Raw genomic sequence first — 18742 nt, 5'->3', positions numbered from 1 at the left:
GGACAGTGATGATCATCGCGTCACGGACACGTGTCTCGTCCTTGAATTTCCGGCCTCGAACGACCCCGACCCTCGATCACCGGAAGGACGGCAGCACCTCTTCCTCGTAGAACTGAAGCGCGAGTTCCTGCTCGGGCCCGATCTGGTGGACGTAGACGTGGTCGTAGCCGACGTCGATCGCCTGTTCGATACTGTCGATGTGGGCCTGCGGGTCCGGATCGGTCGTGGTGCCGGCCTCGGCGACGTCCTCCCGATCGACCAGCTGTGCGGCTTGCTCGAAGTGAGCCGGCGTCGACAGCTCCTGGCCGAGTTCGCCCGGGATCGAACCGTTGGGCCAGTACTCGAGGATCGTGTCGATCGCTTTGGCCTCGGTTTCCGCGTAGCAGCCGTGGAGCTGGGTGTATTTCGGCCCGTCGCCGCCGGCGTCCTCGTAGGCGTCGACGGGGCCTTCTTTCGGTCCGGAACACCAGAGGCCGTCGGCGTTCTCGGCGGCCCACCCGGCGGTCTGTGGCCCGAAGGCGCTCGCGATCGTCGTCGGCTGCTCGTCGGGGACGGTGTAGAGCCGCGCGTTTTCGACCGTGAAGTGATCGCCGTGATGGCTCGTCGTCTCGCCCGTCCAGAGAGAACGCATCACGTCCATGGCCTCGTCTAACATCTCGAGGCGAACGTCGTGTTCCGGCCAGCGCTGGCCCGTGACGTGCTCGTTCAGGTTCTCGCCGGTTCCGACGCCGAACGTGAACCGGTCGTCGAACATCTCGTCGACCGTGGCGACGGCGTGGGCGACGTTGACCGGGTGGATCCGCATCGTCGGGCAGGTGACGCCGACGCCGACCTCGATTTCGTCGGTCATCGCCGCGATGCCCCCGAGCGTCGACCAGACGAACGGCGACTCCCCCTGTGCGGAGATCCACGGGTGGAAGTGATCGGAGATCGAGACGAAGTCGAACCCGACCTCCTCGGCGTGGCGCGCGATCTCGACGAGGGTCTTCGGACCGTGCTCCTCGCTCGAGAGGGTGTATCCGAGCTGGGTCATACCCGGTCCGCTACCACGGACGGGTGGGTAACGGTTGAGCCTGCGAGGGCAAGAGCGCGGTTCTCGCTCACGTCGCGGCTCACGGGTCGCTTCGCTTCCCGTTCGCGTTTCGCGGTCCGGAGCGAACGAAGTGAGCGAGAACCGCGTGTTGCGAACAGCGAGAGCCCTGGAATGCGATCGGGGAGCGAATGCGAGGCGCAGCGTAACTCGAACTGCGAGCGCCGGAATCGAACCCCTTACCCGCCACGCGTGGCTACCGGCCCGTATGGAAGCCGTGGTCGAGGCGGAAGACGTTCGGAAAACCTACGGCGAGACGATCGCGCTGTCCGGTGCGTCCCTCTCGGTGGAGCCGGGTGAGGTCTTCGGGCTGATCGGGCCGAACGGGGCGGGGAAGACGACCCTCGTTCGCGCGCTGACCGGGACGACGACACCCGACGACGGCTCGGTTCGTGTCCTCGGTGACCCACCGACGGCCGTCGATCGCCACAGGCTCGGCGTGCTCCCCCAGGACTTCTCGCCGCCGGATCGGTTGAGCGCCCGCGAACTGCTCGCGTACTACGCCGGGCTCTACGACGAGGCCCGCGACCCCGACGCGGTGCTCGCGGACGTCGGCCTCGGCGAGGCCGGCGACACGTGGTACGAGAACCTCTCGGGGGGGCAACAGCGCCGCGTCTGCGTCGGCGCGACGCTGGTCAACGATCCCGAGGTCCTCTTTCTCGACGAGCCGACGACGGGGATCGACCCCGCCGGCCGTCGGACTATCTGGCAACTGATCGAGGACCTCGCCGCCGGCGGTACGACCGTCGTCCTCACCACGCACGACATGGCCGAGGCCGAGCGACTCGCCGATCGGGTCGGGCTGCTCGCCGATGGCTCGCTCGTCGCCCAGGGAACGCCCGAGGCGCTCGTCCGCGAGCACGGCGGCGCGAGCCGACTCACGATCGAGACGGGGGCCGACCCAGCGGCGTTCGCCGACCTCGGATTCCCGGTCGACGCACGCGACGGTGCGATCGTCGTCCGCGACGTCGACCCCGCCGAGATCGGGACCGTCGTCGACTTCCTCGACGATCGCGACCTCGCGTACACCGGCCTGACGTGGGCCGAACCCGATCTCGAGGACGTCTACCTCGCGCTGGCGGACGACGCCGAACGCGCGGGGACGGATCGCGCTACCGACAGCGCCACCGGGCTCGCGCGAGCGGGTGAGACGGCGTGACCCGACTGGGACGCGTCGGGGCCGAGACCGGTGCCGGCTGGCGATCGTTCGTCCGGCGCCGGACGGCGGTCTTCTTCACGTTCTTCTTCCCGGTCATTCTGATCGTCATCTTCGGGGCGCTCGTGCGGACCGACCCCACGGGCGAGGGGCTCTTCACCGAGCCGCCGGCCTACTACGTGCCCGGCTATCTCGCGGTCGTCGTCCTCTTTACGCCCCTGTCGCGGCTGGGCAGCGAAGTGGCACGCCATCGCGACGGGAACCGCTTCGAGAAACTCGCGACGACGCCGCTGTCCCGTGACGAGTGGTTACTCGCCCAGACCGTGGTCAACGCCGTCATCATCGGTCTCGCGAGCCTGCTCATCCTCGGGCTGGTGATCGCCCTCACGGGCGCTACGATCGCGTTTTCGCCGCTGCTCGTCCCCTACGTCCTCGTCGGCGTCGTCTGTTTCTGCGGCGTCGGCGCGATGCTCGGCAGCTACACCGACTCCCAGGACGGCGCCGTCGCCGCCAGCAACGCGATCGGACTCCCCCTGCTCTTTCTCTCGGAGACGTTCATCGCGCTCGACCAGCTTCCGGCCTGGTTCGAGCCGTTCGTGAACCTCTCGCCGCTGACCTACTTCGCCCGCGGCGTCCGGGCCGTGACCTACCCCGACGCCGGGACCCCGGCGGTGGCCGGACTCGACCCCGCGCTCGCGAACCTCGGAATCCTCGCGGCGCTGGCCGTCGTCACGTTCGCGCTCGGAGCCCGCTCGATCCCGCGAACGGATTGAGCCGCGGGAGTACAGCGAAACGCTGTCCCCGGCCGCAGCCCCCTCGATTTCGGACACGTGATCTCCAGCGTCTCGGCCGGGGCTGTCCCGCCTGGTGGCGATCCGCGACGAGGAAGCGGGCGACTCGATGGATTTACGCGAGGGCCGATTCGATCGAATCCCGGAATCGAGAACCCCGGACGGAAAATTCGTAGGCCATTCTACGCTCTTCTAGATATAATTGTCGACCTGTTGCAGTTATCGGTTCTCAGGGTCGAACTCATAATTTGTGGTGTACTACTATAAATCCGGAATGTCTCCGAACCGTGACCGTACGAACAGGCGAACAGTACTGAAGGGACTCGGTGCGACCGCAGTCGGCCTCGGTGCGGCGAGTTCAGCGGCGAGCGCAAATCAGGAGCGAGGCGGCCGAAATCCGTCGCTGGAACTGGTCGGCCACACGACGCTCGGTGCGCGCGACGGCGCAAATACTCACGGCGCCGTCAGTGAGGAGCACGATCTCGCGGCGGTGGGATCGTTCGTCTTCGGTAACAACGAATTACGGATCGTCGACATCTCAGATCGGACCGATCCGACGATGATGTCGACTATCGGCACGGATCCCGAGGGCCACTCCAGCGACATCCGTAACTCGGACATCCACCCCACGAAACCGTGGGTGTTCACTGCCAACGAAGGTGGAGAAGATGCCGGGTGGGCCATCGTCGATGCGAGCGATAAGGCGGATCCCCAACTCCATGGCCCCTTCACCGTCGAGGATTCCCATAGTGGTGCGCACAACGTCCAGACGTTCGGCGACGACTACCTCATCACGCTGGGGCACGGTCGCGGTGTCGTCGTCTACGACATCAGCGACCCGGAAGACCCGGTGGAGGTGTCGAGCTTCGAGGAGATCCACACTCACGCCGCGCACGTCCGCGGTGACTACGCGTACGTCGCCGCCTCGGGGAACGGATTGTACATCTTCGACATGAGCGATCCCACGGATCCGGAAGTAGTCGCCATGTTCGACTACGAGGAGGAAGAAGCCGACGTCCCCCTTCGGTTCGCCCATCACGCGGTCCCGCACCCCTCGAAGGACATCGTCCTGCTCGGCGAAGAGGTCGGCGGCGGTGAACCGGGATACAAGCACGTCATCGATTTCGACCTCGACTCCGGCGAGACAGAACTCCTGGCTTCGTTCCAGTTCCCCCAGCACGCGAACCAGCCGACCGGACGCCAGGGCTTCTGGTGGACCGGCCACTTCTCCGACTGGGGCGTCGGCGACCAGGAAGACGTCCTGTTCAGCGGCGACTACAAGGCTGGAGTCCAGGTGTTCGACCTTTCGGATCCGGGCGACCCCGTGCGTATCGACCAATACCAACCAACTGAGGGAGTCGGTGAGATCCGTCGAAAAGATCCCGCGCGGTTGGACCTGGTTGACAACGTCCCGTTCACGTGGGGTGCGGAAAGCTCACTGGCGGGAGACAGCGGGCACATCTACGTGTCCGACGCCACTACTGGACTCTACATCTTTACCCTCGAAGGGTACTGATCACAACCGTCCACGATTCCATCACTCCCGTCGGATCACCATTTATTCCGGCGACTCGGTCTGCGAACGCTCGCTAGCGTCGCCGCAGTGAGAACCCGTGCCGGAGCCATCATGTGCCGGCAGTGTGAACGAGAACGTCGAACCCTCGCCGGGTTCGGACTCGACCCAGATCTCGCCGCCGTGGCGCTCGACGATGCGCTCACAGAGTGCGAGTCCGATGCCGCTCCCCGAGTGTTCGTCGACGGCGTGCAGGCGCTCGAAGACCCCGAAGATGCGATCGGTATCCGCGGGATCGATCCCGATTCCGTCGTCCTCGACCGAGATCACCCACTCGCTGCCCTCGCGGTGGGCCGAGACGTCGATCCGCGGCTGCTCGTCGCCCGAGTATTCGATCGCGTTCGAGAGCAGGTTCTGGAAGACCTGGCGCAACTGGTTGCCGTCGCCCACGACACGCGGGAGCGGTTCGGCCGTGATCTCGGCGTCCTGCTCCTCGATCTGGAGTTTCAAATCTCGGCGGGCGTCGGCGAAGCTGTCGTCCAGTTCGATCGGTTCGAGCGGGTCGCCGCGCGTCTCGACCCGGGAGAACTCGAGCAGGCCGTCGATCATCTCGCGCATGCGGTCGGCGCCCTCGACGGCGAACTCGACGAACTCCTGTCCGTCGTCGTCCAACTCGTCGCCGTACCGATCCTGGACGAATCCGAGGTAGCTCGAGATCATCCGCAGGGGCTCTTGCAGGTCGTGGGAGGCCACGTAGGCGAACTGCTCGAGTCGCTCGTTCGACTCCTCGAGCCGTCGCTGGTACTCCTTGCGCTCGGTGACGTCCTGGGCCATGAGCATCCCGGCGAACACGTCGGCGTCGGTGTCTCGAACGGGGACCGCGTGGACGCTCCAGTCCCGGTCGCGGAACGCGACGTCGACCTGGGTCGAGTCTCCCTCGAGTGCGCCACGACACGCCGACTCGAGTTTCGGGACGATCTCGTCGGGGTAGAACTCCTCGATCGTCGCGCCGACCACCTCGCTGGCGTCGAGATCGATCTCCCCGAGCGCCTGTCCGCCGACGAGGCTGTACCGGAGGTCCTCGTCGAACAGGGCGATCGCCCCGTTCGGGAAGTGTTCGAGGACCGTCCGGTAGCGCTGTTCGCTCTCCTCGAGGGCCCGCTCGCGCTCTTTGCGCCGAGTGACGTCGGTGTCGATGCCGACGATCCGATCGACGGTGCCGTCCTCGCTGCGGACGGGGGTCGCCCGGCCGTGTATCCACCGTCTCTCGCCGTCCGGTCTCTCGATCCGGAACTCCTCGTCGTACTCCTCCTCGGGAAGGCCGGTGTACGCCTCCCGGACCCGTTCGCGGTCGTCGGGATGGACGACCTCGAGAAACGAGAGCGCGTCGTCGTACAGCGAGTCGCGATCGAGTCCCCAGACCTCCTCGTAGGCCGGGTTGATATAGCTCAGCGATTCCGGGTCGGCGCCGGTCATCCAGACGACCTCCTCCAGGTGTTCGCTGAGCGTTCGGAACCGCTCCTCGCTCTCGCGAAGCTTCGCCTCCATCTCCTTGCGCTCGGTGATGTCGCGGACCACCCCGATCCGTCTGGTTCCGTCCTCCGTCGACAGGATCGCAAACCGGTTCTCGACCGTCCGCGTGTCGGTCTCGTCCGGTCCCGCGACGATCGTTTCCTCGAACGTCGGGCTCCTCCGCGAGGCGGCCGCGTCGAGCTGGTCGGCTTCGATGGACGCGAACTCTTCGCCGAACACGACGGACGCGTGAGTCCCGTGCAGTTCGTCGCGGCTGAACCCCGTCAGCGCCGCGAACGAGTCGTTGACCAGTTCGAAGCGGCGCTCGTCGTCGAGCACGTAGATGCCGTCGTGGGCCGTCTCGACGACGGTCTCGTAGCGCTCGAGGTCCCGTTCCCGGTCGAACCGGTCCGTGACGTCCTCGATCGCGAAGACGACGGCGTCGAGTTCCCTGTCTTCGTCCCGAACCGGGGCCCCGTTGACGGACACCCAGACCCGCTCGCCGTCGGACCGCAGTACACCGGTCACCTGGTCGAACACCTGCTCTCCGGACTCGGCGATCCGCCGGAAGGGCAACTCGTCCGCCGTCAGCGGTTCGCCGTCCGGTCCCACCTCGTCCCACGCGGGATCGTCGAAACTGAGTTCGTCGATCCGCGCTTTGCTCCGGCCGAATATCTCCTCGGCCCGTTCGTTGGTGAATCGCATCTCCCCGTCGGCGTCGACGATCGTGATCCCGATCGGACTCGTCTCGAGGATCGTATCGGTGAGGGACGCATCCTCGTCGCGTCGCCGGTTCGCACGATCGCGTTCGACGGCCGACGCGAGGACGTTCGCCACGTTCTGGACGAACGCCGCGTCCCCCTCGCTGAACTCGCGTCGCGTCGTCGTGTGCGTTCCGAGGACGCCCCACGGGTCGTCGGACGGGCCGACGACGGCGCTGATTCCGCTGACGATATCGTGGTCGAGAAGCAGGTCCGGGCCGGCGAACCGATCTTCGGTCTGCAGGTCGTCGACGACGACCGGATCGGTCGTCTCCAGCGTGTGTCCGGCCTGTGACTCGCGGTTCGTCGGAACCGTTTCCGTTCCGACGACGCCGTCGTTCCACCCGCAGCCGTCTCGAAGCAAGAATCGTTCCTCCCCGGGCAGCAACTCGAGGAGTTTGCACGTATCCGTCTCCAGGGTCGTCTGCACCGCCTCCGTCGCGTCCCGGAAGAGGCGATCGAGATCGGTGCATTCGAGCGCTCGATTGCCGAGGTCGGCCACGACCCGCTGCTGGCGAACGCGGTCCTGGCGGTCCGATCCGGAACTGGAGGACGACGGGTCCATTTCGTGGCGTTAGTTCTCGGGCGCCCGTAAAGGCTCGTATTGAAAACCACAGAATTTCGACCGGGTCACAGGTTCCGCTGGGGTCGAGCGCGGCGGCTCCGGAGCCGTAGCGTTCTTACCCGCGTCGGCCAGCCGTTCGGTGCGGATCGGGTGAGCCCAACGACAGGGTCGATCGGTAAACACCACGTAATTAGGGAGTGTCCTTAGGCGTCCGGGTACACGAGTGTTTCGTGAGCACCATGACCGCCCACTCCCCCACCGAACCGATCGATATCCTCCTCGTCGAAGACAACCCGGGCGACGTCCGCCTCACGCGGGAAGCGTTCAAATCGACCGACAGCGAGATACGCTTTCACACCGCCACCGACGGAGACGAGGCGCTCGAGCACCTCCACAGGTGTCAGCGAGACGACTCACGATCTTGCCCCGACATGATACTCCTGGATCTGAACCTCCCGCGGGTGGACGGCTTTACGATCCTCGAAGTGCTCGAACGCGACTTCGAGCACCCGCCACCGCCGGTGCTCGTCCTGTCGAGTTCGGCCGACGAAGCGGACATCGCCGGAAGCTACGACCGAGCCGCGAACGCGTACCTCACCAAACCGAACACCCCCAGCGAGTTCAGTTCGATCGCCCGTGCGGTCGAACGGTTCTGGATCGATTCGGCACAGCACCCCGCCCCGACGTGAACGGGGGTATAGACGGATCCCCGACGCACGAGCGGAACATCCGGGACGCCCGCCAACGGGCCATCACCGGCATCGATCGCCGTCGTCCACCGGCGACACTGACGCTATTCGTCCGCCCCCATCCGATCGGTGTAGTCCCAGCTAGAGACCACGGCAGGATCGATCGTAATCGTCACCTCGTTGCGGTCCTCGCGGAGCAGATTCCGCGCCAGGGACGAGTCCGTGCCGTCGAGGTAGCGCTCGAGGAGGTCGCGTAGCGTCTCCTTCTCGGGGTCGGGATCGATCGAGGCCGTGCCACGACCGCGGACGCCCCTGTACGGCGGCTGGTTCGTCGAGATTTCGAAGGCAACGGCCGAGTGCTCGCGAAGAAACGCGACGATGTCCGCGTCGGCCCCGGTCGCACACTGGAGGACCCAGCCGTCGGCGTCGTCGCCGGTCGAGCGGTGACGGTACCACAGCGAGACCATCCAGAGGTTGCCAGCAGGCGTCTGACAGGCCAGCCGGATCGGGATCGTCGTCTCCGCGAGAAACGATCGTATCTCGGCCGCCGAGAGGGGGCCACGGACGTTCATAGGGTAGCTATCGACCGCGAGCGTAATAAGCGCGGACTGTCAGGAGGCGTCGTCGATCAGGGCCTGGACGTCCACGCGGCTATCGGTGTCGGCCGCCTCGTAGGCGGCTTCCGTCAGCGCGGTCACGGACAGCCCCACCGTCCCCGGAACTTCCGGCTCGGCGGTTCCCTCGATCGAGTCGAGGAAGTTCTGTAGTTTGGCCGTCGTGAGCGACGCGAAGTCGGTCTGGGCCTCGATGATGCTCTCGTAGACCGCCGCGTCGCGCTCCGCGAGCCGGATCCGTTCCCCGTCGAAGGTGATGCGGCCGTTCGTTCCCCAGAGCGAATAGTTCTCGAACGGCGCCAGTTGGACTCCGTTCCCGCTGATGGTCACGCCGGCGATCACCTGCTGGTCGTCCCGATCGAGTTGTACGGAGAGCGCACTGTTGACGTCCACGCCGGGACTCGCGTACTCGATCGTCGCCGAGACGTGAGACGGATCCGCGTCGGTGAGCCACAGGAGCGCATCGAGCAGGTGTGACCCGGTGTCGTAGAGCTGTCCCCCACCCGAGAGCGAGGGGTCGACCCGCCAGGTCCCCTGGTGGAGGTCGATCCAGTTCTGACCGATGGCGGCGTTCGCGGCGTGGATCCGTCCGATCCGCCCGCTGTCGACGAGCCGTTTGACCTCGGTGAATCCCGGGTGGAAGTGCCGCTGGTACCCGACCTGCACCACGAGGTCGTTCCGGTCGGCCCGGTCGATCAGGTCGACGGCGTCCGAGACGTCGGTCACCATCGGTTTCTCCAGGTAGACGTGGACGTCGGCCGCGAGACAGGCACGGGCCTGTTCGTAGTGGAGCGTGTGGGGAGTGACGATCAGGGCGACGTCGATCTCGTCACCGTGGTCCGCGAGCATGTCCGTACTCTCGGCGTAGGCCGGCACGTCGAACTCGCGCTCGAACACCGTCCTCGCGTCGGACGAGACGTCGACTCCGGCGATCACGTCGACGCCGTCGAGCCCGGCTAGGATCTCGAGTTCGAGCTGGCCGAGCCCGCCGAGACCGATCGCGGCAGCACCGAACTGCATACACCCTCTGGCTATGTCCCGGAGGAAAAGCGCTTGGCAACCGATCGCATGTCGTGACTCCCAGCCCGCCGGGACAGTCTTCGTTGCCGATCCGTCCGGGGTGAGTCTCACCGGAAGCTACTCTCCCGCCGGCAGCGTACGGCTGTCTATGCCCACGTGCCCAGGCTGCAACAATCAGCTCTCTCACCGCGACTGTATCGAGCACTTGCGCTACTGCAAGTGGGTCTGGAGCAACCATCCCGAACGGGAGTCGCGGTGGGGCGAGCAGCTCCTCGAGCAGCTTCGCGATTGAAACGCGGACCCCGTCAGTAACCCCGCGATCACGGCGCGCACGCGGCCGATTGTTGCGCGATCGTACATCGGAGTGTGATCTACAGCGGGAGCAGGACCGATGGCGTGAACGTGTACTCGTACGCGTGGTTGAGCAGCACGTAGGTGACGACCCCGAGGACGAGACTCAGGATCCACGAACCGGCCGCGATCCGGCCGACCCGGGCGTGGGCGGTGTTTCGCAGTTCCGCCGGCGTGTGGCTCACCCCCAGAATCAACGCGTAGAGGACCACCGGCACGGCTACGATCGAGAGGATGATGTGGACCGCCAGCATGAGCAGGTAGGCGTAGTAGACGGGATCGGGGCCCACGAAATACTTCTCGCCACCGCCCCCGACCCGGACCAGGTAGACGACCAGGAACAGCAGGATCAGCCCGAACGCGCTGGTCATCGCGAAGCGGTGTTTCTCGATTTCGCCCGCGCGGATCCAGTACCAGCCGGCCACCAGCAGGACCGTCGCCGACGCGTTGATGACCGCGATAGCGTGCGAGAGGGCGTTCACCTGCGCGTTCGTGAGATCGGGGTAGAACGGGACCTCGAGGACGAACGTTCCGATGACGAGTGCGTAGCCGACGATCGTCAACAGGACCGTTACACCGATCGGGCGCTCTCGAAGGCGTCGTCTCGCGTCCGCGGTTGCCATTGTCGAGCGTTCGGAAAGCGTCCGTATTTGTCTTCCCATTCCGGAACGTCCCGGCCAGGGATGGAGGGGGCGATCGAAGCGGTAGCATTCCGCGTCCTCGACGCCGGTTCCGACCGAATCGGGGACGGGATGGGTGTCGACGACGTTCCTGACGGTCACGTCTTCGGGAAACTCCGTGGCGATCACGACTGCGCCGAGCGCACGGCCTGGCCGGAAGTCGACGTTTCAGTCCCGCGTCCCGCGTGTCCGCCCGCGATCGACAGTGCCCTCCCGTGTCCTTCGTCCGTCAGTCGTCGACTGTGCCCTCGATCGTCACCGTTCCGCACTTCTCGACTGTGATCCTGTAGCCGCAGTACGTGAACGAAACGAAACCGCCGGGCCGGGGCGTCCCATCGGGCTGATCGGCAAAGAGCGAATCGAGTGCCTCCGGTTCGAGGACCTCGTAGAGCGACTCGTACTCGGGCGGACCCACTTCGTCCGGTGGAACCCCTTCTACGGACGCAACTGCCTCGATAACTGCCCGACTCGGCGGCCGCTTTACCGTCGTATCGATGCCGTCACCATCCCCCACCATGGCACTCTCTCCTTTCCAACCCGATCGAATAAATGTATTCCTTTCCGGTCGAGATATTGATAGTCCTGGCGCCGCGGTACCTTCGGTATCGAAGGCTGTGGTGAATGGCCACAGGCGACCGGTTTTGTCACGTCCGCCGATCGCAAAATTTGCCACAATTTACCGGTACTGATAGATTTCAAATATATATCTCAGGAGATGTGTATCGCGGGCTTTCCGGGACGCGCTTTCGCGGCCGACTCCGAACCCGGCGAGGCCGTCCGCACGGACACTGCCGCGTCGAATTCGTCGGTCACGAGCCACGTCGCCTGTGCCAGGAGTTCCCGTTCTCGATCGGGCGAGAGCTGCTGACCGGACTCCGTTTCCAGGTCAGCGAGGAACGACGCGACGGTTTCGCGATCCACCGGGACCGCCTCGTCGTCGACGGCTCGCTCGACGAGTGACGTCCCCTCCTCTTTCGCCTCTCCCTCCTCCGGGGCGTCTTCGGTTCGTAACGCCGCGACCCGGTACTTCCAGTCGGGGGCGACGACCAGTTCGATCCGATCGGGATCGTCGATCGCCGCCACGTCGACGATGTCGCGGACGTCGTCGAGGGTCGTCTCGACGAGTCGCCGTTCGCGCTCGTACGCGGTGACGTCCCGTTCGGGGTCGGGCCAGTCGGCTTCGACGACGAGTCCGTCACCACGGAGTTTGTTCCACAGTTCCTCACCGAGGTGCGGTGCCATCGGCGCGAGCAGTGCCGTAAGCGTCAGCAGGCCGCGTCGGTAGATCGCGTCGTGAGGGCGGTCGAACTCGCGGTACCGACCGAGCAGGCGCGCGAGTTCCTGAATCTCCGTCGCCGCACGGTGGAACCGGAACCGCTCGTACTCGTCGGTCACCGCGGCGATCGTCCGATCGATCTCGGCGGCGAGGTAGTCGTCGTGACCCCGTCGCTCGACGCGGGTGTCGCCCTCGTTGACGAACGAGGTCACCATCCGATGGACGGTCTGCTGGAGGTCGTACGCCTCGCGCACGTCGTTCGCGGTCCACTCGAAGTCCTGTTCCGGGTGGGCTGCCGAGAGGAGGAACAGCCGCGTCGTCTCCGCGCCGTACTCCTGTGGCGTGACGACGTTCCCTTTCGAACTGGACATCTTCTCGCCGTCGTACAGCACCGTCCCCTGACTGACGAGTTTCTCGACTGGCTCGCGCCCCTCCAGTAGCCCGAGATCGGCGAGCGCCCGGGTAAAGAACCGGATGTACAGCAGGTGGAGGACCGCGTGTTCGTCGCCGCCGACGTAGACGTCGACCGGCAGCCATTCGGCGGCCCGATCGGTATCGAACGGCGCGTCGTCGAGGTCCGGCGAGAGGAATCGCAGGAAGTACCACGAGGAGTCGACGAACGTGTCCATCGTGTCCGTCTCGCGGTGTGCGGGCTCGCCGCATTCCGGACAGGTCGTCTCGCGGAACGAGTCGTGTTCCGCGAGCGGGTTCCCCGTCGTCCGGACGAACTCCGGCAGTTCTACCGGAAGGTCCTCGTCCGGGACGAGGACGTGGCCGCAGTCGTCACAGTGGACGACCGGGATCGGCGTCCCCCAGTAGCGCTGGCGGGAGATCAGCCAGTCCCGCAGCCGATAGGTCACGTCCTCCTCGATCGCGTCGTGCTCGGCGGGCAGCCGCTCCCGGACGGTGGCGCTCTCGAGTCCGTCGTACTCCTCGCGGGTCGGAACCGCGAGGCGTCCCTCGCCCGTGTACGCTGCCGACTCCACGTCGACCGCGTCGTCTTCGGTGGGCGTCTCATCGGCGGCCGCCGGCACGACGACCGACTCGATCGGTAGGTCGTGTTCGCGGGCGAACGCGTGGTCGCGATCGTTGTGCGCGGGCACGCCCATCACGGCACCGGTACCGACGTCGTCGAGGACGTAGCCCGCCACGTACACCGGCAGTTCTTCGCCAGTTAGTGGGTTCAGTGCGTGCGCGTCCGTTTCGACGCCGGCGAAGCCGACCTCGTCCGGCCCCCGCTCGCGGACCGACTCCACGTAGTCTTCGATCGCGTCGTCGGCCGCGGCCAGGTCCTGCGCGAGGTCGTGGCCCGGCGAGACGGCGACGTAGGTCGCCCCGAAGACCGTCTCGGGGCGGGTGCTGAACACGTCGATCGCGTCACTCCCGTTTCCGAGGCCGCCGTCCCCGCTCGTTTCGACGTCGAACGCGATCCGTGCCCCCTCCTGCCGGCCGATCCAGTTGCGCTGGATCTCGCGGACGCCGTCGGGCCACTCCGTGAGGTCGTCCAGTCCGTCGTGGAGTTCCTCGGCGTAGTCGGTGATCGTGAAGAACCACTGGTCGAGTTCCCGGCGGCCGACAGGCGTCTCGCAGCGCCAGCAGACCCGATCGTTCGCGCGGCTCGCGGCTTCGCCGCTCTCCTGATCCGGGGACTCACTGCGTTCGTCCTCGCGTTCCTCGACCTGTGCGTCGGCCAGCACGGTCTCGCAGTCCGGACACCAGTTGACCGTCGCCGCCTCGTACTCGACGAATCCCGCCTCGTAGAGGCGCTTGAACAGCCACTGGTTCCAGCGGTAGTAGTCCGGTTCGCAGGTGGTGATCTCCCGGGACCAGTCGTAGCCAAAGCCCATCGTCTCGAGTTCCTCGCGCATCCGGCGGATACACGCCTGCGTCCAGGATTCCGGGTCGCTCGCCCGCTCGTAGGCGGCGTTTTCCGCGGGGAGGCCGAACGCGTCCCAGCCCATCGGGTGGAGGACGTCGTCGCCCTGCATCCGTCGATAGCGGGCGTACGCGTCCGTGATCGCGTAGTTTCGGATGTGCCCCATGTGGAGCTCCCCGGAGGTGTAGGGGAACATCCCGAGGACGTAGGTCGGATCCGCCGCGTCCTCGTCCAGTTCGTAGACGTCGTCGCGCTCCCAGACGTACTGCCAGAACTCCTGCACTTGCGCGTGATCGTAATGACTGGTCATTCTCGGGGAAGTCGTTGCCGCTTACTCGGCGTGCCGGCTATATGATTGTTCGGCCGCTCGACCGACCGATTCGGATCGCGAGGTGGTCCCCACCGTGCGATCGGGCCGGTTTCGACCGGAGACCGGAGCCGTTCGCCCCCACGCTGTGGGCGCTGCCTAACAAAGCCGGTGGCAATCGTAGTCGAACCCGGTTCGCATGTCTCGTGACGACCCGGGGCCCTCCGATCGCGTCGTGCTCGTTACGGCCGCGTTCGTGCTGGGAACGTGCTGTCTGCTCGTCGTCGCGTTCGCACCGGGGCTCGTCCCGGACGGATCGACGTCGTCGGACGCGGACGAGAGAGACGACACGCCGATCGTCGTCGATCGGAACGATACCGGGGCAGTCGACGGGGACGAGATGGCGGTTACGGAGCCGACGGCGGCCGACGAGGAGACGTCCGGGGAGACCACCGACTCGGATTCGGTGGCCGGCCCTGGCTCCGATTCCGGTGAGTCTTCGCCACGGGGCGACCCCGAGAGCGCCGACGGAGATGGCGGGCCACCGGATCACGAGGACGATTCACCGGACAACGCCAGTGAACCGGGGCCGCCCGATCACGCCGGGCCGCCGTCGGACGGCGAGCGCGGCCCGCCGGATCACGCTGGTCCCGGCTGACGGTGCCCCGGGATGGAGCCCTCGCACCGCGTTCCGTTGCAGTTCCGTTCCGGACGCGTTGTCTCGCGCCGGAGGCGACGTCGGACCCGATCGCGGGGGATCACCGTGCCGAAAATTGCGGTCCTCCGGCGATGCCTCTGCGCCGCGGCTCACTCGTCTCTGCACCGCCGCTCGCTCGTCCCCGCGCCCGTAGCTCACTCGTCGGTCGTCTCGAACTCGAGCGCGACGCCGTTGATGCAGTACCGTTTCCCGGTCGGCTCCGGTCCGTCGTCGAAGACGTGGCCGAGGTGGCCGTCGCAGTTGCTGCAGACGACCTCGGTGCGGATCATGCCGTGGCTGCGATCGGGTTTCGTCTCGACGGCGTCGTCCTCGGCCGGATCCCAGAAACTGGGCCACCCGGTTCCGGAGCCGAACTTCTCGTCCGTCGTGAACAGTTCTTGGCCACAGCCGGCACACCGGAAGACGCCCTCCTCGTCGATGTCCAGCAACTCGGAGGAGCCGCGAGGTTCGGTTCCACACTCCCGGAGCACGCGATACTCGTCGTCGGACAGTCGGTCCGTCCAGTTCTCGTCCGTCCCCGATCGGTCGTCGTCGGACAGTTGGTCGGTCATACCCTTCCGTAGGTGTCGAAGCCATTTGAGTGCCATCCCATCACACCGACGATCGGGGGAGTGTTCTCGTTCGCGGACGTGACAACGGGTCCCTCCCCGCGCTCGGTGCCGCGGGCGCGGTTCACGGGTCGCCGATCGTCTGTTGTCGTACATTCGAGCGCCGATCGTCCGCTACCTGCACGCGGGTCGCGGTCCGGGCTGGCGACCCGCGTGCAGGTCCTCGATCGACTGACAGTGCGGGCGCGTCGACCGGGAACGCCCTCGCGAGAGGTCCCACGGCAGGCGGGGACCGGCCCCGGGAAATCGGTCGTCTGATCTGTCCGTCATCCACGACCTCCAGGCGGGAGCCGTTGCCGTCCGGTGGTCGGCCACCGCAGACGGGAGCGACCGTCAAGACCGGCCTGTACCTGCGGGCCGAACGGAATAGGACGTCGCGCCCGACCGGTTGGCTATGGAAACACGATGGGCGACCGTGGATGGTGTCTCCGTAGAGTTCCCGACGGATTGCACCTGCTCTGACCTTCGAGATGCCTTTCGGAAGCCCTCGGACGCGATCCTGATCGCGGTGACCGGCGACCTCGTGTCCGTCGTTCACGACGAGGAGACGCCGCTCTCCGAGCTGGTCGCGGGCTGTGCCGAGACGTACTACTTCTGGCGCGACGAGGAGTACGCACGGAACGACGTCCTCGACACGGCGGAACTCGAGGCGGCGCTTTCCGACGACGACTCGGCCGAATCGACCTTCCAGCGACCCGGAATCGACCAGTGACCGACGCCGGCCATCGAGGTCCAGCCAGTAATCAGTCCATGGATTCAACAGCGGCGCTGACACCGATTGGGAAGTACTGACAGTAGCTTTTTTCGAAGCGATCGACCACTGCTGGCTGCCGAGCCAACCGCCACGACGGACGGAGGCCGATCGCGACCGGTCCGGGCGATCGGAACGAGGGATTCCGTCGCGTCCACCGTTGCTGGCGGTTCCCGTGGACCGTTCGGCCTCGTGAAACGGTTTAACAGGAGTATAGTGAACTATCGAGGAGCGAAACTGCCGGGTAATGACCCCGTCTGTAACCGTGTGCTGCGGCCGACGCGGCCGGCAGTACACTCCGACTCGTCCGCTGAATCGCTCCCCATCGACCGGAACGGAGATATCGACCGACCTGCGGGTGACCCAGCGCGAAATTGGGTCGGTTATCGATCGGCCAGGACCGGCGGGAACGGATCGTTCGACGAGCGTGTGACTCACCGAACACTGTACCTCAATACTGACAATGCGCCGTAACGCCCGACACCAACGTGCGAAGTCGCGATCGATTCAGACCAGCGTCCAGGTGCTGCTCACCGTCAGTGGCATCGTCCTCCTGCTGGCCGGGCTGGCACTCGCCGCGAGCGGCGCTTCCGTCGGCGGTGCGTTCGGGGCCGTGAGTGACGAATGGGACGAGTCAGCGCCGACTGACGACGTGGGGTCTGCGGACGACGATACGGCGGGTTCCGGCGACGAGAACGACGGCTCCGACGCGGACGGTAGCAACGACACGGATGAGACTGATAGTGGCGACCAGAACGACGGAACCGAGGACGGAGGCGGCGGGGACGACGGTAGCAACGACGACGGTAGCAACGACGACGGTAGCGACAGCGATAGTAACGAGACCGACAACGAAACTGGCGCCGACGAACCGCACACGCTGACGGTGATCGCCGAAGACGACGCGGGTGACCCGATCAAAGATGCCACGGTCGAGGTCGACGGCGGGTTCGGCTCGTTCGAGCAGCAAGACGTCGACAAGGACGGAGAAGCCGAGTTCGAACTCGAGGACGGCCAGTACACCGTCACGGCGAACGCGGACGGGTACAACGAAACGAGCGAGCAGGTCGAGATCGACGGCGAGAACGAGACGATCACGCTGACGCTCGAATCGACCGACGACGGCAACGACGACACCGGCGATAGCTCGCCGTACACGCTAACGACGATCGTCGAAGACGAGGACGGGAATCCGATCGACAACGCCACCGTCGAACTCCAGGATGGCTCATTCCCCTTCGGCTCGACCGAGAAGCAAGACGTCGACGACGACGGGGAAGCCGAGTTCGAGGTCGAGGACGGCCAGTACACGGTTACGGCGAACGCTGAGGGGTACGAAGAGACGACGACCGACGTCGAGATCGACGGCAAGGACGAGACGATCACGCTGACGCTCGTCGAGAACTAGCCCGATCGACGCGATCGCGCCTGCGATAGGGGTTGGCCATACGCGTATCCCTGGGCCGGCCACACGCGGATTCGTCACTTTCTGACGGCGGTTTTCTCGAACCCCGACTCGATCCGGTGACGAGGCGTCGAACAGCACCTCGTGAGGCCGTGCTCGAATGCCGGTTCTCCACGCGGCTGGGGCTGTTTCCGATCGTTTTGTTCCTGAATCGGTAAGCCCGGCGGGTATCACGGACTCGGCAGCAAGCAGGTATCAGGAACCACATCCGGAGCGCACTGTGATTGGCGGTCGGAACCCGGACGGTAGTCCGCGCGGCGGTTCACCGACTCCCAGCCTTTCGAGTCGAGCCCAGCGCCTTCCGGTCGTTCGCGTCCAGCCCAGCGACTCCCACTCGATCGAATCGCGTCCGCGATCAGTTCGGGGATCGATCGAGACCCCACGTCGACGCGTCGTGACCGACCGAGGGCGAAATCGGGGCCTCGGTACCGGGGACTGGGCCCGGTTCGCGCATCCGGCTCGCGTTCCTCGCGGCGCCGAAACGACGCTCGCTCCTATGCCGGTCTTTCGACGCGGCGATCGACTACTGTGACCGGGCTCGATCGGCTCAGCGGGAGCGGAATCGACCGCTCGAAAGAGCGCTCACGATCGCCGATAGTCACGACAGAGTCGGTCGGCGTCGAGTACGGCGGCCGCTCCCCGGTGGCCTACGCACCTGACGTCGTCGAGTCGATCGTCACGGAGATCAGCGATCGACTGCTGGACGGTGGACGAACGATCGAATTCGAGACGCTGTACTGCACAGCGTCGTCGCAAGTGTGCGCTCGGTACGGATCGGTGTGGGAGCCACGGCACCCGAGAAAATCGGCGTGTACTCGACCGCCGTCGTGGACGCCGATTCGATCCGGATCACCGGCCACACGGGCGACCGGACCGAACGGCGGGCGATCATGGTCACAGCGCCGCTGATCGACCGATCGGTGGCCAGCGACACGGTTCGCCAGGTGGGGCTGCAGCGGTCGCTGTAGCACAGACTCGCGCGATCGTAACCGGAGGCGT

General features: G+C 66.0%; 17 protein-coding genes. 9 read left to right on the top strand and 8 right to left on the bottom strand.

Going from position 1 to position 18742, the window contains the following annotated elements; all coding sequences use genetic code 11:
• Positions 1-76 precede the first annotated feature (76 nt).
• Complete coding sequence (locus MUG98_RS04570) at positions 77-1033, bottom strand: TIGR03557 family F420-dependent LLM class oxidoreductase (RefSeq protein ID WP_265110970.1); 957 nt, start codon at positions 1031-1033, stop codon at positions 77-79.
• 265 nt (positions 1034-1298) lie between these two features.
• Between MUG98_RS04570 and MUG98_RS04565 the strand changes: the two genes are divergently transcribed.
• The 3 genes from MUG98_RS04565 to MUG98_RS04555 all read left to right on the top strand — a co-directional run bounded on the left by MUG98_RS04565 (position 1299) and on the right by MUG98_RS04555 (position 4553).
• Positions 1299-2249, top strand: a complete 951-nt coding sequence (locus tag MUG98_RS04565) for an ABC transporter ATP-binding protein (protein WP_265110969.1) — start codon at positions 1299-1301, stop codon at positions 2247-2249.
• A complete protein-coding gene (locus MUG98_RS04560) occupies positions 2246-3019 on the top strand; it encodes an ABC transporter permease (protein ID WP_265110968.1) in 774 nt (257 codons plus the stop codon). The genes MUG98_RS04565 and MUG98_RS04560 overlap by 4 nt, the downstream gene beginning before the upstream one ends.
• A gap of 292 nt (positions 3020-3311) precedes the next feature.
• A complete protein-coding gene (locus MUG98_RS04555; protein ID WP_265110967.1) occupies positions 3312-4553 on the top strand; it encodes an LVIVD repeat-containing protein in 1242 nt (413 codons plus the stop codon).
• A gap of 42 nt (positions 4554-4595) precedes the next feature.
• Here MUG98_RS04555 and MUG98_RS04550 read toward each other — a convergent pair whose 3' ends face one another.
• On the bottom strand, positions 4596-7388 hold the full coding sequence (locus MUG98_RS04550; protein ID WP_265110966.1) for a PAS domain S-box protein: 2793 nt from the start codon (positions 7386-7388) through the stop codon (positions 4596-4598).
• 239 nt (positions 7389-7627) lie between these two features.
• Here MUG98_RS04550 and MUG98_RS04545 point away from each other — a divergent pair, with 239 nt between their 5' ends.
• Positions 7628-8077 (top strand): response regulator, encoded by a 450-nt coding sequence (locus MUG98_RS04545; RefSeq protein WP_265112552.1) that lies wholly within the window; start codon positions 7628-7630, stop codon positions 8075-8077.
• Between the two features lie 104 nt (positions 8078-8181).
• Here MUG98_RS04545 and MUG98_RS04540 read toward each other — a convergent pair whose 3' ends face one another.
• Together MUG98_RS04540 and MUG98_RS04535 are read right to left on the bottom strand one after the other, a co-directional pair.
• Positions 8182-8649, bottom strand: a complete 468-nt coding sequence (locus MUG98_RS04540; RefSeq protein WP_265110965.1) for a pyridoxamine 5'-phosphate oxidase family protein — start codon at positions 8647-8649, stop codon at positions 8182-8184.
• A 39-nt stretch (positions 8650-8688) separates the two neighbouring features.
• Positions 8689-9711, bottom strand: a complete 1023-nt coding sequence (locus MUG98_RS04535) for a Gfo/Idh/MocA family protein (protein ID WP_265110964.1) — start codon at positions 9709-9711, stop codon at positions 8689-8691.
• Between the two features lie 148 nt (positions 9712-9859).
• On the opposite strand from MUG98_RS04535, the gene MUG98_RS04530 reads away from it, so the two are divergent.
• Complete coding sequence (locus MUG98_RS04530) at positions 9860-10003, top strand: hypothetical protein (RefSeq protein ID WP_265110963.1); 144 nt, start codon at positions 9860-9862, stop codon at positions 10001-10003.
• A 79-nt stretch (positions 10004-10082) separates the two neighbouring features.
• Here MUG98_RS04530 and MUG98_RS04525 read toward each other — a convergent pair whose 3' ends face one another.
• The 3 genes from MUG98_RS04525 to leuS form a co-directional block, all read right to left on the bottom strand.
• A complete protein-coding gene (locus MUG98_RS04525; protein ID WP_265112551.1) occupies positions 10083-10685 on the bottom strand; it encodes a DUF420 domain-containing protein in 603 nt (200 codons plus the stop codon).
• Positions 10686-10971: 286 nt separating this feature from the next.
• The gene (locus MUG98_RS04520; RefSeq protein WP_265110962.1) at positions 10972-11259 is read right to left on the bottom strand and encodes a HalOD1 output domain-containing protein; all 288 of its coding nucleotides are present in this window, start codon (positions 11257-11259) and stop codon (positions 10972-10974) included.
• A 191-nt stretch (positions 11260-11450) separates the two neighbouring features.
• A complete protein-coding gene (leuS, locus tag MUG98_RS04515) occupies positions 11451-14204 on the bottom strand; it encodes a leucine--tRNA ligase (protein ID WP_265110961.1) in 2754 nt (917 codons plus the stop codon).
• A gap of 196 nt (positions 14205-14400) precedes the next feature.
• Between leuS and MUG98_RS04510 the strand changes: the two genes are divergently transcribed.
• Positions 14401-14859, top strand: coding sequence for a hypothetical protein (locus MUG98_RS04510; RefSeq protein ID WP_265110960.1), 459 nt, complete (start codon positions 14401-14403; stop codon positions 14857-14859).
• Between the two features lie 194 nt (positions 14860-15053).
• Here MUG98_RS04510 and msrB read toward each other — a convergent pair whose 3' ends face one another.
• Positions 15054-15470, bottom strand: a complete 417-nt coding sequence (gene msrB, locus MUG98_RS04505) for a peptide-methionine (R)-S-oxide reductase MsrB (RefSeq protein ID WP_265110959.1) — start codon at positions 15468-15470, stop codon at positions 15054-15056.
• Between the two features lie 451 nt (positions 15471-15921).
• Here msrB and MUG98_RS04500 point away from each other — a divergent pair, with 451 nt between their 5' ends.
• From MUG98_RS04500 to MUG98_RS04490, 3 genes are all read left to right on the top strand, one after another.
• Positions 15922-16239: a hypothetical protein gene (locus MUG98_RS04500; protein WP_265110958.1), complete on the top strand. Its 318-nt coding sequence runs from the start codon at positions 15922-15924 to the stop codon at positions 16237-16239.
• Positions 16240-16741: 502 nt separating this feature from the next.
• Complete coding sequence (locus tag MUG98_RS04495) at positions 16742-17686, top strand: carboxypeptidase regulatory-like domain-containing protein (RefSeq protein ID WP_265110957.1); 945 nt, start codon at positions 16742-16744, stop codon at positions 17684-17686.
• 836 nt (positions 17687-18522) lie between these two features.
• On the top strand, positions 18523-18711 hold the full coding sequence (locus MUG98_RS04490; protein ID WP_265110956.1) for a hypothetical protein: 189 nt from the start codon (positions 18523-18525) through the stop codon (positions 18709-18711).
• The last annotated feature ends 31 nt before the right edge of the window (positions 18712-18742 follow it).

The organism is Halosolutus halophilus (assembly GCF_022869805.1).
GTDB lineage: Archaea > Halobacteriota > Halobacteria > Halobacteriales > Natrialbaceae > Halosolutus > Halosolutus halophilus.
This window is presented reverse-complemented; position numbering and strand designations above follow the sequence as displayed.

Excerpts from the sequence above, each read along its gene's own strand:
- MUG98_RS04570 (WP_265110970.1), bottom strand. The coding sequence starts at position 1,033 with ATGACCCAGCTCGGATACACCCTCTCGAGCGAGGAGCACGGTCCGAAG.
- MUG98_RS04565 (WP_265110969.1), top strand. The coding sequence starts at position 1,299 with ATGGAAGCCGTGGTCGAGGCGGAAGACGTTCGGAAAACCTACGGCGAG.
- MUG98_RS04555 (WP_265110967.1), top strand. The coding sequence starts at position 3,312 with ATGTCTCCGAACCGTGACCGTACGAACAGGCGAACAGTACTGAAGGGA.
- MUG98_RS04550 (WP_265110966.1), bottom strand. The coding sequence starts at position 7,388 with ATGGACCCGTCGTCCTCCAGTTCCGGATCGGACCGCCAGGACCGCGTT.
- MUG98_RS04545 (WP_265112552.1), top strand. The coding sequence starts at position 7,628 with ATGACCGCCCACTCCCCCACCGAACCGATCGATATCCTCCTCGTCGAA.
- MUG98_RS04540 (WP_265110965.1), bottom strand. The coding sequence starts at position 8,649 with ATGAACGTCCGTGGCCCCCTCTCGGCGGCCGAGATACGATCGTTTCTC.
- MUG98_RS04535 (WP_265110964.1), bottom strand. The coding sequence starts at position 9,711 with ATGCAGTTCGGTGCTGCCGCGATCGGTCTCGGCGGGCTCGGCCAGCTC.
- MUG98_RS04530 (WP_265110963.1), top strand. The coding sequence starts at position 9,860 with ATGCCCACGTGCCCAGGCTGCAACAATCAGCTCTCTCACCGCGACTGT.
- MUG98_RS04525 (WP_265112551.1), bottom strand. The coding sequence starts at position 10,685 with ATGGCAACCGCGGACGCGAGACGACGCCTTCGAGAGCGCCCGATCGGT.
- MUG98_RS04520 (WP_265110962.1), bottom strand. The coding sequence starts at position 11,259 with ATGGTGGGGGATGGTGACGGCATCGATACGACGGTAAAGCGGCCGCCG.
- leuS (WP_265110961.1), bottom strand. The coding sequence starts at position 14,204 with ATGACCAGTCATTACGATCACGCGCAAGTGCAGGAGTTCTGGCAGTAC.
- MUG98_RS04510 (WP_265110960.1), top strand. The coding sequence starts at position 14,401 with ATGTCTCGTGACGACCCGGGGCCCTCCGATCGCGTCGTGCTCGTTACG.
- msrB (WP_265110959.1), bottom strand. The coding sequence starts at position 15,470 with ATGACCGACCAACTGTCCGACGACGACCGATCGGGGACGGACGAGAAC.
- MUG98_RS04500 (WP_265110958.1), top strand. The coding sequence starts at position 15,922 with ATGGAAACACGATGGGCGACCGTGGATGGTGTCTCCGTAGAGTTCCCG.
- MUG98_RS04495 (WP_265110957.1), top strand. The coding sequence starts at position 16,742 with ATGCGCCGTAACGCCCGACACCAACGTGCGAAGTCGCGATCGATTCAG.